This is a genomic window from Bacillus sp. 522_BSPC, assembly GCF_001076885.1.
GTDB lineage: Bacteria > Bacillota > Bacilli > Bacillales > Cytobacillaceae > Niallia > Niallia hominis.
The window spans coordinates 1-13,578 of sequence record NZ_JVDT01000161.1 but is presented as its reverse complement, the minus strand read 5'-3'; the positions used below and the strand labels follow the sequence as shown (position 1 = coordinate 13,578).

Below are 13,578 nucleotides of genomic sequence, written 5' to 3'. Positions count from 1 at the left end.
AAGCTCATTTCTAATAAAGTGCAACTAACCAACAAGTGGCCTTTTCTTCTAACCTCACTATTGATTAGTGGCACCATTCAGAAATTAACTGACGGTGAATCTCCACCTATCTTCCTCATATTCTTATAAGCAACGGGTGGAGAGTCTTACTGGAGTGTAAACATGGGATAAAAATAGACTAGTTAAAGCAGAATTAGCATCCGATTTTAGGCTGCATTCTACTTTGACTAGTCCTTGGATTATTTATTTAACTCGACTGCTATTCTAGAACCAACTTCTGCGTTATTTTTAACTAATGCAATATTAGCTACTAAGCTTGTCCCCTCTGTTAGCTCTTTTACTCTACTTAATAGAAATGGAGTTACCCTTTTACCAGTAATATTATTCTCTTTCGCTTCTTGCAATGCTTTTTCAATAATATCCGTAATATATTTTTCCTCAAGAGCATCTTTTTCTGGAATTGGATTAGCAATTACAACCCCGCCATCTAGTCCTAACTCCCATTTTGTTTGAATCATATCTGCTGCTTCCTTTGCAGTTTCTACAGAAAAATTCACTTCAAATGGACTAGTTCTTGTATAAAAGGCTGGTAGAGACTTTGTGCCAAAACCAACAACCGGTACACCATATGTTTCTAGATACTCTAACGTTAAACCAATATCTAAAATTGATTTTGCACCAGCACATACAACTGCTACACTTGTTTTAGCAAGCTCTTGTAAGTCTGCAGAAATATCCATTGTTTGTTCAGCTTCTCTGTGAACCCCACCAATTCCGCCTGTTACAAACACTTTGATTCCTGCCAGTTCTGCGCAAATCATGGTAGCAGCAACCGTTGTTGCACCATTTTTCTTGCCAGCAATCAGATAGGGTAAATCGCGTCTGCTTGCTTTTTCAATATTGTCACTTTTAGCTAAAAATTCAATCTCATCCTCGGATAAACCAATTTTAATTTTTCCTTCTATAATGGCAATTGTTGCAGGTACTGCCCCATTTTTACGAATAATATCTTCTACTTCTTTAGCTGTTTCTACGTTTTGAGGATAAGGCATACCGTGTGATATAATAGTCGATTCTAATGCGACAATCGGTTGATTGTTTTTCTTTGCTTCCAATACTTCTTTTGAAAATTCTAGCCATTCTGTTTTCATGTTCATGCTCCTTTTAACGAAAGTATTTTCCGAAAATTTCTTGTAACTTTTTATTATTTAATAAAGGGTTTACTGTCTGATTTGATTGAAGTGTTATGATGGAGCAAGCAATTCCAATTTTGCATGCATTTTCTGTGTTTAGCCCTTTAATATGCGAATACATGATACCTGAAACGAGTGAATCTCCCGCTCCTGTTACATCAATCACTTCTGCTTCTGGAGTTAAAATAACCCCTGCCTCACCAAGTTTTGTAAAATAAATTAGCCCTTTATCTCCCCGAGTTATAACGACCTTTTCTACACCCTTGGCAATAATTTTTTCGGCAGCCTTAAAGAAATCTCCCTCTTCTTTAATTTTCATTCCAGTAAGTACTTCGGCTTCATCACTATTTGCAATAAGCCATGTTACTCCTTGTAAATTATCGGGCAATTTTTTGACCTTAGGTGCAGATACAGGGGTAATACATAATGCCATATTTTCTTGTCTACATCGAACAATAATATGCTCTAATACATCTCCTGAAAAATTAGTATCTAATATGACTAATTCCGATGTTGCTATATAGCCCCATTTTTTATCAATTGTATCTTTATCAATGCTGTCATAGATAGACATATCCGCTAAAGCCACAGCAAGCTCACCATCTGAATCTAACAGCGCTGTATAGGTACCCGTTCTATTTAGATTAGACAACAGAGAAGGAGTGATATCCGCATAATGCTTCGTAGTATCTAATAACCATTCCCCTTCATGATCCTCTCCTACAATAGTGAATAAAGAGGTATCGATACCCAGTCTACCTAAATTCTCTGCAATATTTCTTGCTACTCCTCCAGGTGACTGACTTGTTGAGGCTGGATTGGATGTTCCATACTGAATCGTCTCATCTGCTTGAACCTTACGATCAATATTGGCTCCGCCTATACAAATAACTTCTTTCTTTTTCGGTAATACATAAGCTCTTCCAAGTAATTTTCCTTCTTTTGTTAAAGAAGAAATATATCCTGCCACAGCAGAACGGGACAACCCCAGTTTCTCAGCTAATTCATTTTGCGTAACAAAGGGATTTTCTTTAATTAGCCGAAGGATGTACATCTCTTTACCATTCACTTCCATTTCCCCCTCAGGTTAAAGTGAAACTAACAATAATATAATGTGTAAAAACTTGTACTCTTACCTAACAAAACTTTTGTTTATATTATAAACTTTTGTTTATAGAAAGACAATAATTTATTCATCCCTGCAAAAATTTTATCTATTCGTCTTATAACGAGCATCCTTCTTTCTAATTTTAAAAAAAAAGCAACAGAAAGACTATCATTCGTTAGTCTTCTGTTGCTATTCGTGGTTGAATTAAAATATCCACTCTTCTATTTTGTGCTCTTCCTTCAGCAGTCTTGTTACTGGCAATCGGTTGAAACTCGCCGTACCCTTTAGCACTAAATGATTTCGGATCAAGTTTTTTATTTTCAAGGAGTAATTTCATGAAATTTAACGCTCTCGTTACACTTAGTTCCCAGTTTGAATCATAACGAGAATTACTAATTGGAACATTATCTGTATGTCCACTTATGATTATACTCCTTGGCGGATCCATCACCAGTAAGTTGGCAATTTCAGTAACGACTGTTCTATCCTTACTTCTTACATCTGCACTACCTGAAGCAAATAAGACATTATCTCTAATCAATACATGCAAGCCTTCCCCAGTAAGCTCTGTATCAAGCTTATTTCCTAATTTATTCTCATCAATATAAGCATTTACCTTTTTCTGAATATCTTCCAATTCCTTTTGATCTTGCTGTTTCTTTAATTCCTTCAGTTCCTCTTCCGTGAGCTCCTTTGATTCTTCCTCTTTTTCTTTATCACCTATATTTATATCTGATTCATTCTCCTCCAGGTATGGTGTGGGACTAGGATATTCAAAGAAACCTGTCCCCCCCTGTAATTCTCTATTAAATGCATCTGCTATTGCGGAGAATTTTTTTGCATCGACAGAACTCATTCCATATAATACGATAAACAAAGCTAACAATAAGGTCAGAATATCTGCGTACGGAACCAACCAAGTTTCATCTATATGTTCATCATGATGAACTTTCTTTTTTTTCTTCTTCTTACTCATTCGCATTCACACTACTTTCGTTTTCCTCCAGAAATTTTCTTCTTTCTGAAACTGGTAAATACGATGCTAGTTTCTGTTCAATTACTCTAGGTGCTTCTCCCTCTAAAATGGAGAGAACTCCTTCTATCATTAAATATTTTTGGCTTGCTTCCATTTGTGATTTTCTTTTCAACTTATTGGCAAATGGATGCCATAAAACGTATCCTGTAAAAATTCCCATTAGAGTAGCGACAAACGCAGCACTAATAGCATGTCCAAGTGCTTCGGCATCTGACATATTGCCCAATGCCGCAATAAGTCCAATAACTGCACCTAATACTCCTAATGTAGGGGCATAAGTTCCCGCTTGTGTAAAAATTTGTGATCCAGTGCGATGTCTTTCTTCCATCGCCTCTATTTCTTCTGTTAATACATCTCTAATATACTCTGCACTTTGTCCGTCAACAGATAAAGATAAGCCATTTTTCAAAAATGGATCTTCAATATCATCTGTTTTGGCTTCTAAAGCAAGTAAACCTTCTTTTCTAGCTAATTGTGCCCACTCTGAAAACAAACGGATTAACTCTTTCGTATCCTGTATTCTTTGTTCCTTAAACAGGATACCAAATAACTTTGGAACTCGTTTAATTTCAGAAGCTGGAAAGGCAATAACTACTGCCGCAACTGTACCGACTAAAATAATGAGAATAGCCGCTGGGTTCAATAATACGATTGGGCTAACTCCTTTAAAAACCATCCCTACTCCAACAGCAATAATGGCAAGTATAATTCCTATCAAGGATGTTTTATCCATCTTGTTCACCTATCTTATTCCAAAATTTCGTTTCTAAGTCTTATCCTTTTTTTCGACAAATCTCCTCTTTTTTTTAGTTTTATTTTATGTAAATTTTGTTAACTTCTTGATTTATGCCAATAGTCCTGTTTTTTTCAAAAAAAAGGGCGATGTTTTATCCCCTAGTGTTAATCATTCTATCCTTTTAAAAGATAAAAATCGAATAAGCAGTCAATCTTACGACGTAAGCCAAAAAACTATACCCAAAGACTTACTGAGGAAATAACCGTTCCTCAACCTTCTTCTGATAATTAGAAAAATGCTTTGAATGATTAGTCCCTGTTCGCTCTTTCATCATTTTATTAAATCTCCATAATTTTTCATTATATTTTCTTTGCAAATCCACTTTCTCTTCTTCTGTTTCACAAGAACGGATTAAATCTTCCATTGACAACAATTCCTGCCTAATCTTATCTTCCTCTAAAGAATATCCGGCATTTCTCAATACGCGATAAGCCATTCGCAATTCTTCTGGTACGGAGGCTAAGCTATCTTTTGGAAGTGGTTTACCGAACCCAGGAAGATTGTTAAACTCACCATTTTGGTACGCTTTTTTAATTTTGTCTTCTGAAACAAGAAACGAAAAATCCATTCCCATCCCCTCCTGTTTTATATACCTAGTTTCATTATATATTTTTCCATTCCCTTTCGTATAGGATAGACCATTTTTATGAAAAATAGAAAGGTAAGAAAGGGGTGTTATCAATGGCACGTGGAGAACATTTTAATCATAAAAAGAAACATCATCCTGGACCGCTTCCAAAAGACACAAGAAAGCATACACATACAGAGGATGCTCCTGGAGATGAAGAATTTATTGTAACACAAGAAGCATTTAAGAATCGAATCGAAGAAGAAGAGTAAGACAAATCAACATACGGCGTTCAAAAAAAGAGAATGGACGCCGTTCCTCATATTTCCTATAAACTAAAGCACAGCCCCTCTCATTCAACACTATATCCTATTACCAGCCTCAACTCATGTTATACTAGAATGTATCGTATTATTCTTAAGAAGCTTTTCCTTAAGTTGAATAAACAGAAATCAACCAACTTTTATTTAAGATCAAGAAACGGCCCAAAATTTTTTGTTAGAAGGTGTTTAAATGAAGTCACTTGTTTTATGTGAAAAACCGAGTGTTGCGAGAGAAATTGCAAGAGTACTTGGCTGCAATAAATCAAATAAAAGCTATTTAGAATCAGATAAGTATATTGTTACTTGGGCTTTAGGCCACTTAATTGAATTAAAAATGCCAGAGCACTATGATCCTAAATATAAAAATTGGAATCTAGATGATTTGCCAATAATTCCACAGAAGATGGAATTAAAGGTCATGAAACAAACAAGTCATCAATACAAAGCCATTGAACAATTAGCAAAAAGAAAAGAGATTAAAGAATGCATTATCGCAACCGATGCAGGACGAGAAGGAGAATTAGTTGCAAGGTGGATATTAGAAAAAATCCGTTTTAACAAACCAACGCAGCGCTTATGGATTTCGTCTCAAACCGACCGTGCAATAAAAGATGGATTTAAGCAGTTAAAACCAGGGAAGGAATTTGATCGCTTATACCAATCAGCTGTATGTAGAGCTCAAGCTGATTGGCTAATTGGATTAAATGTTTCAAGAGCCTTAACTACTAAGTTCAATGACCCATTGTCTGCTGGTCGAGTTCAAACACCAACCCTCTCCATGGTTCTAGAAAGAGAAAAAGAGATTCAATCCTTTGTTCCGAAAGAATATTGGACCATCACTGCAAACGTAGACTCACTGCAAGCAAAATACGAAAATAACCAGGAGCGAAGAATCTTTTCTAAAGAAAAAGCAGAAGAGATTGTGGCTAAGTCAAAGGGAAAGCCAGCTACAGTAGAATCCCTTATTATAAAAGAAAAAACAGAACATCAACCATTGCCTTACGATTTAACCGAGTTGCAGCGTGATGCAAATAGACGATTTGGCTTTTCTGCTAAAAAGACGCTAAATGTATTGCAAAAGCTATATGAACAGCATAAACTAGTAACCTATCCTAGAACGGACTCACGTTACTTAACAACAGATATGAAGGCTACCATGCTTGATCGCTTAGAAAGTATTGCTGGCGCATTTAAAGAAGAGGTGCAACCGGTCTTACGTAATAAAGGAAAAATCGAGGCAAATAATGTGTTCAATAACAATAAAGTTTCTGATCACCATGCCAGTGCGACACGTTAACCTGAAATTCTGATAGAAATATCAGTTGGGATGGTTTAGTAGAAAACTGAAGAATCCTTGAGGGGAATGAAAGCCGTCATGCTGTGCTGAAACCCTCACACTAATACTCCCCTAAGCAGGGAAGCAGACTATGGTGGAACTGTTTAAAGCGGGGTGAAGTCGGCGAAAGTGAACAGGAATTAAGAACTGTCACTTAGAGTAGTCGGGTGGTTGTAATATATGGTGAGAATGTGTTTATACACTGACGAACCTCTGAATGTACGAGTCTATAGGTGGTTACGGTATCTGTGATGATAACGTAGTACCAATTTGGTACGTTAGCGGAGTTGAGTAAGAATTGGCGTTATGAAAGACTCTATACCGAGCGAATGACGGTATTAAGCTAACAGGCTCAAAGGAGGCACCTAAGTATTGCGTTAACGGGAATCTTTGGAACGTGGGAAGCCAAGAACTGTATCTGTCATGACAGAAACTCATAGTCGAGGACAGTTGTAGACGAAAAGCCAGATGAAGCTACTTAATCTTGGTGAAAGTAGTGCCACAGTACCGATGAAGCAGTGATAATAAGCTGTAGAGGGATAGGCACAAGTCAAGTAAGGACAAGTTGATTGATTCAAACTATGACTCTGTTTTTCGGGTAAGACAGGGAAAGCAACATCCTTCAAAGGAGTTGTCCCAACAGAGTGGCGAACAAATACAGGTATAATGATTACTATGAGATGACACAAGTCTTTGATGACTTGTATCAAAAATCGAAAAACAACTTTTCGTTTCGTAATCTAATGGACACCATCTCCAGTGAAAATAATATTCGATTGGCATTTAGAATGATAAAAACTAACACTGGAAGTCAAACAGCGGGTGTTGACAACATTACAATTAAAGACATTAAAGACAAGGGTTTGGACTCTTATATTAAAATGGTTCAAGCAAAGTTAAATAACTACAAGCCTGATACTGTTAAAAGAGTCTATATTCCAAAAGCAGATGGTAAGAAAAGACCATTAGGGATACCGACAATGGTGGATAGATTGGTACAACAGAGTATTCGACAAGTCCTTGAGCCAATATGTGAGGCAAAATTTCATCCGCATAGCTATGGTTTCCGACCAAACAGAAGTACCAAACATGCAATATCTCGTATGATGTCCTTAATCAATATCGGAAAAATGTACTATACAGTGGATATTGATATAAAAGGATTCTTTGATAATGTAAATCATACAAAGTTGGTTAAACAAATGTATGCATTAGGTATTCAAGATAGGAAACTAATTAGCATAATCAAAGCGATGCTAAAAGCCCCCATACAAGGAGAAGGAATACCAAAGAAAGGAACTCCACAGGGAGGCATTTTATCCCCTCTGCTATCAAACATTGTCCTTAATGAACTTGATTGGTGGATTTCATCACAATGGGAAACTTTTAAAACTATAAAAAAGTACAAGACTTATGCAAGTCAGTACAATCAACAAAAGAAAACAAACTTGAAACAAATGTACATTGTGAGATACGCCGATGACTTCAAAATAATGTGTAGAAATTACAACACTGCCAAAAGAATTTATACCGCTGTAAAAGAGTGGTTGAATATCAGATTAAAGTTAGAAATAAGTGAAGAGAAATCAAAAATTATTAATCTGCGTAAAAATTACTCAGATTTCTTAGGAGTCAAAATAAAAGCCGTCAAAAAGGGAAAAACATTCGGAGGATATGTAGCACAATCTCACATTTCAGGCAAAGCAATGAAACGAATGAGCGATGAAATCCGAAGTCAGGTTGAGCTAATTGCTAAACAACCTGAATCTTCCCATGTGACTAAGCTGAATAGCATGATTTTAGGTTGGCATGAGTATTATAGCTGTGCTACCTATGCTAATATTGACTTCTCTAAATTAGCTTTCTCTTTGGATAAGTTTATGCTCCACAAACTAAGAAATGTAGCGAACTATGGAACACCTAAACGTAGCGAAATATCGCCTTTGTATAAGAAATTCTATGGAAATTCGAAAGCAAAAACGTGGAAGATTCACAAGGTTTTCATCTATCCAATCGACCATGTTCAACACAAACCAGTTATGAATTTCAGCCAAGACATATGTGATTACACCCAAGAGGGGCGAAACAAATCCTCTAAGAAATTGGAAAACAGCACTAATAATAACATCATTCAACTCATGAAAAATTATAATCCATATGAAACGGCTGAATACAACGACAATAGAATTTCAAGAGCTTCCATGACAAAAATGAAATGTGAAGTAACAAAAATTGAACTTGCTATAGACACGCTACATTGTCATCACGTCATACCAAGAGAACTTGGGGGAACAGATGGCTACCAAAACCTTAGAATTGTTCATAAAGATGTCCATAAACTTATTCATGCAATTAAACCCGAAACAATAGAAAAGTACAGCAATCTCATTGAAGATAAAAAAGCTCTTAACAAGCTAAATAAACTTCGAACTCAATGTAGTCTTGAACCGATCAATCTTGTAACTACTTGATGGAACGCCGTATGAGGGGAAACTTTCACGTACGGTGTGGAGGAGGGGAAAATGAGTACACTTAACGGATAATGCCGAAGTAGAAAGTTACCTATTCCTATTCATTCCAACGGAACAGCCCGTTTTTTTAAATCGTTTAGATAATGAGGAAGTAAAAATTTATGATTTAATCGTAAAAAGATTTTTGACATTATTTTATCCAAAATACAAATATGAAACGATTTCTACTATGTTAGACATCAATGGAGAAACATTTGTTGCTCAAGAAACGAATGTATTGGATTTAGGCTTTAAAGCTTTAGATAACCGTAAAACAGATTCTGACAAAAAGATTCAGCTTCAAAAAGGAAAAAAGTTAACAGTACAATCCGTGATAATGGAGCAAAAATTCACAGAAGCTCCATCACGCTTTACGGAAGCTGATATTCTAGGGAAAATGGAGAAATTTGGGCTTGGAACACCTGCTACACGTGCAGAAATTATTGAAAGACTCCTTTCCTCTGAAGTGTTGGAAAGACAAAACGGAAAATTACATTCTACTTCTAAAGGGAAACAATTGATTAATCTTGTTAACGATGATTTGACTACTCCTGACTTGACAGCGAAGTGGGAAAATGAGTTAGAGGATATAGCAAAGGGAAAAGCAAATGCTCAACAGTTTATGGAGCAAATCAAGGATCAAACCAAACGATTTGTCCGTGAAATTAAACATAGTGATAAATCATATAAAATGCAAAATTTAACGGGCTCCAAGTGTCCTGAGTGTGGTTCCTTCTTGAAGGAAAAGAATACAAAAAACGGAAAAATTCTTGTATGCTCCAGTCTAGAGTGTTCTTTCAGTAAAAGAAAGGATCCTAAGCTATCAAATAAACGCTGTCCGCAATGCCATAAGAAAATGGAGATTCATAACGGAGTGGCAGGAACCTATTTCCAATGCAGAAACTGTAACGTTGTAGAAAAAGCGACAGATCGTAAAAAAACGATAAATAAAAGAGAAGAACGAAAATTAGTTCAAAAATATAGCAAAGACGAAAGCTTTGGAAACAGTTTAGGTGACTTATTGAAAGCCGCTATGAAGAAAGACGAAGATTAAATAGTAAAATCCAAACAATCATACGATACATATGATTGTTTGGATTTTTTCTATCTATTATGGAACTTTTCTAATAAAGTATTAGCTTTTAATTCCAAGGTAGAGGAAACTCGCCAATTTGCTTTCTCAAATACTTCTCCCTCCCCAATACCAACAGCAAACATAGGTGTTTGCAATATTCCGCTCAAGCCTGCTTGCCCATCCTCTATTGCAGCACAATTAGCATAATCAACCCCTAAACAATCCGCAGCTGCTAAAAATATTTCTGGATCAGGCTTTCCTTTTGTTAGAGAATGAGGATCTACGATGCATTCGAACCAGTTTCTAATTCCAAAGCGATCCAAAAGATACGGAGCATTGGAACTAGAGGACGCAATTCCAAATTTTATCCCGGCATCCTTCAATTCTTTTAGAAACACATACATTCCTGGCAACATATTTTCAACAGTAAATTCACTAATTAATTCTTTATAATAATCACTTTTCTGATTTCCTAGCGCTTCTTTTTCTGATTCTGAAAAAACATTATTTGTTCTTGCCACTAAATCATCAATCAGAATCTTTCTTGGTACACCCTGATACCTTAAATTATCCTCTTTTGTAAATGGGACTCCGATTTTCATCGCCATTCTTTTCGTTGCTTCGTAATAGTGAGGGACAGTATCTGCTATGACACCATCAAAGTCAAAGATAACTGCCTGTAATTTATTAGCCATATAATCCTCCTTGAATAATCGTCACGTCTATTCTAACAAAAAATACAGCCTAGTTGTCACGCTCCTCTAAATACCATCAATTATTATCCTAATGTTACGATCAATCAGTTTATTTCTTATTCTAAAAAAGCTACAATAGAAGCAGCATCCATTCCATCCTTGGGATTTATGCTCATACATAGAGCTAATAGCTTATAGAAAAGGAGAATGAAAATGAGTACATTTCAAGAAAATCTTCAGAAATATGCTGAACTTGCAGTAAAGGTCGGCGTTAATATCCAAAACGGACAAACACTTGTTATCAATACATCTATTGAAGCTGCTGAATTTGTTCGTTTAGTAGTGAAAGAGGCATACCAAATCGGTGCAAAAAATGTCGTTGTTAACTGGGGTGATGATGTCGTTACTCGCACAAAATTTGAATTGGCACCAGACGAAGCATTCACCGAATATCCCGAATGGAGAGCAAAAGAGACAATTGCACTTGCGGAAGAAGGAGCAGCCTTCATGTCTGTTGTATCTTCAAGTCCAGACCTTTTAAAAGGGATTCCTTCTGAAAGAATCAGCAATTTCCAAAAAGCTTCTGGCACCGCTTTAAGCCAGTTCCGAAAATATGTACAGTCCGATAAAGTAAGCTGGACAGTAATTGCTGTGCCTTCAAAGGCATGGGCAAATCTTGTTTTCCCTGACGCTCCAGAAGATTCTAGAGTAGAATTACTTTGGGATGCTATTTTCAAAGCAATCAGAGTGGATCAGGAAAATCCAATCCAAGCTTGGCAAGAACATGACAAAACACTTCATACAAAAGTAGATTACTTAAATGAGAAAGCATATGAAAAGCTTCATTACACAGCTCCAGGTACAGATTTAACCATCGAGCTTCCAAAAGGACATCTATGGTGTGGAGCAGGCTCTATCAATGAAAAAGGTTTTGAATTCATGGCAAATATGCCGACAGAAGAAGTTTTCACCGTTCCTCATAAAACAGGTGTAAATGGAACTGTATCAAGTACAAAACCATTAAGCTATGGTGGTAATATTATTAATAATTTCTCTGTTACGTTTAAAGATGGACGTATTGTGGATGTGAAGGCTGAGGAAGGAGAAGAAATTCTTCGCCAGTTAGTAGAAACAGATGAAGGCTCTCATTATCTTGGAGAGGTTGCTTTAGTGCCACATCGTTCTCCAATATCACAATCTAATATTCTATACTACAATACATTATTCGATGAAAATGCATCAAACCACTTAGCAATTGGAAGTGCCTATGCATTCTGTATTGAAGGTGGGAAAAAGATGTCTAGCGAAGAATTAGCAGAAAAAGGACTTAACGAGAGCATTACACATGTCGACTTTATGATTGGTTCAGACAAAATGAACATTGATGGTATTACAGCAGATGGTACTGTAGAAGCCGTGTTCCGTAATGGTGATTGGGCTTTTTAAGCACCAGCCTCCCGAAAAAAATAGAATGAAATAAAGGATGCCTCATGGATTGGTTACGATTTATAGCCATTCCATGAGGCATCCTTATTTTTGCTTCGATAAAAACCCTATTTTACTAATCGAATCGATTTAATCTTTTGCGATAAATCTAATTGGATTAGTAGCTTATAATTTCCTGCTAAGTATGTCGCAACATACCCATCATCTTTTGTAACATATTCCTCAGGCTTCCCTAATGTATCTTGAATGGCCTGCACCGATTCTTTTAATCGAATTCCAGGGATTGAAATGGAGGTAACAAGTTCTGTTCTCTTATCATAGTAATATGTCACCTCTGGAAGATCTAATTGATTGTATTTCTGATTATAATCAGCATCCGTATAATTCGAGTTTATTTTCTTTATCTCTTTTATATTAGTACCAATTGGATATTGAGCACCTATTAACATACCTTGTTCCGCTAAATTTAGTAAACTTGTCGTAACACTTAAATTTTTATATGGAAAATAAAACTCTTCCTGTTCAAGCCAATTTTTAATGATTTTCTTATTCTCAATTGAAGTTCCATCCACTTTTAATAATTTCCCAGTAGTTGGCTCAAGCATCCATGTATCAAATTCCATTATTTCATTATCTTTTTTTCTTAATGTCTGTATATAGTTTTGTTGAATATTTTTGATATTTTTACTGTATATTTTCATTCCATAATCTGTCAAAACATCCAATTTCTCTTCATGAATAGTATAGAAATAAGCCATTACTTTATCTGCTTCTTCCCCTTGAAAAACAGCAGCAATATTTTGCTGATTAACAAGAAATGTTCCAATGTTTTTTTGGGACAAATTAAAAGTCATCGGATTTGGTAATTCCAGCTCTTGTTTCACCACCTCATTTCCGTACTCTTTTGTCCATAAATAAAAGGAAAAGTCTCCGGTTACAATCGTATCATCTTTTTTTCCAAACTCATTATCTTCGACTTGCTGATACTTCCTTTCCCCTTCTCCTACAATAAATACCTGATACGCTTTCTCTTTGACTTTCATATCTATTTCAAAATAAGCATTTTCTTCTACCCACTGTAAATCTTTCTTAATAACGACATGTTTTTTGTCCATCTCGTTCTTTTGTTTTTCTGCTAAATAGGAATTCACCATGGAAGCCACTAAAATTCCTGCAATTATCATTATCCCTACCCATAATAACCAGATATATTTATTTCTTTTCATTATATTTCTCCTATTTTTCAAACACATCTATTCTCTCTATTTGGAGAATAAATATCTCGATTACGGTAAATTATTGCCTTTATCATTAAAGAAAATGGCACTCTCACCATAAGTTATTTTATTTAAGGCTAACAAAAAATAGTACTCACATTTTGTTTAAGCCTGACACATACCTATTTATAGTACCAAATTGCTCTCCAATCTACAAATCTAGCTTTTTCCAAGATTGAGTCAAGTTTTTGTGGGAGTTTTTTTTAGCTCCCTTT

At 35.8% G+C, this 13,578-nt stretch carries 11 protein-coding genes and 1 pseudogene; 5 read left to right on the top strand and 7 right to left on the bottom strand.

Translation table 11 applies throughout. The features are described 5' to 3' along the window. Positions 1-239: 239 nt before the first annotated feature. The 5 genes from ADJ83_RS13390 to ADJ83_RS13370 form a co-directional block, all read right to left on the bottom strand. Entirely contained in the window at positions 240-1,151 is a 912-nt protein-coding gene (locus ADJ83_RS13390; RefSeq protein ID WP_048717945.1) for a pseudouridine-5'-phosphate glycosidase, read from the bottom strand. A gap of 13 nt (positions 1,152-1,164) precedes the next feature. Further along, complete coding sequence (locus ADJ83_RS13385) at positions 1,165-2,268, bottom strand: carbohydrate kinase (RefSeq protein WP_048717944.1); 1,104 nt, start codon at positions 2,266-2,268, stop codon at positions 1,165-1,167. A gap of 208 nt (positions 2,269-2,476) precedes the next feature. After that, positions 2,477-3,277, bottom strand: coding sequence for a flagellar motor protein MotB (gene motB / locus ADJ83_RS13380; protein WP_048717943.1), 801 nt, complete (start codon positions 3,275-3,277; stop codon positions 2,477-2,479). After that, positions 3,270-4,070, bottom strand: a complete 801-nt coding sequence (motA, locus tag ADJ83_RS13375) for a flagellar motor stator protein MotA (RefSeq protein ID WP_048717941.1) — start codon at positions 4,068-4,070, stop codon at positions 3,270-3,272. The genes motB and motA overlap by 8 nt, the downstream gene beginning before the upstream one ends. 250 nt (positions 4,071-4,320) lie before the next feature. Then, positions 4,321-4,701, bottom strand: coding sequence for a DUF1992 domain-containing protein (locus ADJ83_RS13370; RefSeq protein ID WP_048717939.1), 381 nt, complete (start codon positions 4,699-4,701; stop codon positions 4,321-4,323). A 113-nt stretch (positions 4,702-4,814) separates the two neighbouring features. On the opposite strand from ADJ83_RS13370, the gene ADJ83_RS25850 reads away from it, so the two are divergent. The 4 genes and pseudogenes from ADJ83_RS25850 to ADJ83_RS13355 all read left to right on the top strand — a co-directional run bounded on the left by ADJ83_RS25850 (position 4,815) and on the right by ADJ83_RS13355 (position 9,924). Continuing rightward, positions 4,815-4,973 (top strand): hypothetical protein, encoded by a 159-nt coding sequence (locus ADJ83_RS25850; protein ID WP_162837578.1) that lies wholly within the window; start codon positions 4,815-4,817, stop codon positions 4,971-4,973. Between the two features lie 241 nt (positions 4,974-5,214). After that, a pseudogene (locus ADJ83_RS13365) lies at positions 5,215-6,306 on the top strand (DNA topoisomerase); the annotation flags it as partial. A 698-nt stretch (positions 6,307-7,004) separates the two neighbouring features. Further along, the gene (gene ltrA / locus ADJ83_RS13360) at positions 7,005-8,831 is read left to right on the top strand and encodes a group II intron reverse transcriptase/maturase (protein ID WP_031537410.1); all 1,827 of its coding nucleotides are present in this window, start codon (positions 7,005-7,007) and stop codon (positions 8,829-8,831) included. Positions 8,832-8,934: 103 nt separating this feature from the next. Further along, a complete protein-coding gene (locus tag ADJ83_RS13355; RefSeq protein ID WP_109769036.1) occupies positions 8,935-9,924 on the top strand; it encodes a DNA topoisomerase in 990 nt (329 codons plus the stop codon). Positions 9,925-9,974: 50 nt separating this feature from the next. On the opposite strand, the gene pgmB is transcribed toward ADJ83_RS13355, so the two are convergent. After that, complete coding sequence (gene pgmB, locus ADJ83_RS13350) at positions 9,975-10,640, bottom strand: beta-phosphoglucomutase (protein WP_031537409.1); 666 nt, start codon at positions 10,638-10,640, stop codon at positions 9,975-9,977. A gap of 213 nt (positions 10,641-10,853) precedes the next feature. Between pgmB and ADJ83_RS13345 the strand changes: the two genes are divergently transcribed. Further along, a complete protein-coding gene (locus ADJ83_RS13345; protein WP_048717937.1) occupies positions 10,854-12,086 on the top strand; it encodes an aminopeptidase in 1,233 nt (410 codons plus the stop codon). A gap of 107 nt (positions 12,087-12,193) precedes the next feature. On the opposite strand, the gene ADJ83_RS13340 is transcribed toward ADJ83_RS13345, so the two are convergent. Further along, entirely contained in the window at positions 12,194-13,312 is a 1,119-nt protein-coding gene (locus ADJ83_RS13340; RefSeq protein WP_048717935.1) for a DUF4309 domain-containing protein, read from the bottom strand. Positions 13,313-13,578: the final 266 nt, after the last annotated feature.

Excerpts from the sequence above, each read along its gene's own strand:
- ADJ83_RS13390 (WP_048717945.1), bottom strand. The coding sequence starts at position 1,151 with ATGAAAACAGAATGGCTAGAATTTTCAAAAGAAGTATTGGAAGCAAAG.
- ADJ83_RS13385 (WP_048717944.1), bottom strand. The coding sequence starts at position 2,268 with ATGGAAGTGAATGGTAAAGAGATGTACATCCTTCGGCTAATTAAAGAA.
- motB (WP_048717943.1), bottom strand. The coding sequence starts at position 3,277 with ATGAGTAAGAAGAAGAAAAAAAAGAAAGTTCATCATGATGAACATATA.
- motA (WP_048717941.1), bottom strand. The coding sequence starts at position 4,070 with ATGGATAAAACATCCTTGATAGGAATTATACTTGCCATTATTGCTGTT.
- ADJ83_RS13370 (WP_048717939.1), bottom strand. The coding sequence starts at position 4,701 with ATGGATTTTTCGTTTCTTGTTTCAGAAGACAAAATTAAAAAAGCGTAC.
- ADJ83_RS25850 (WP_162837578.1), top strand. The coding sequence starts at position 4,815 with ATGGCACGTGGAGAACATTTTAATCATAAAAAGAAACATCATCCTGGA.
- pgmB (WP_031537409.1), bottom strand. The coding sequence starts at position 10,640 with ATGGCTAATAAATTACAGGCAGTTATCTTTGACTTTGATGGTGTCATA.
- ADJ83_RS13345 (WP_048717937.1), top strand. The coding sequence starts at position 10,854 with ATGAGTACATTTCAAGAAAATCTTCAGAAATATGCTGAACTTGCAGTA.
- ADJ83_RS13340 (WP_048717935.1), bottom strand. The coding sequence starts at position 13,312 with ATGAAAAGAAATAAATATATCTGGTTATTATGGGTAGGGATAATGATA.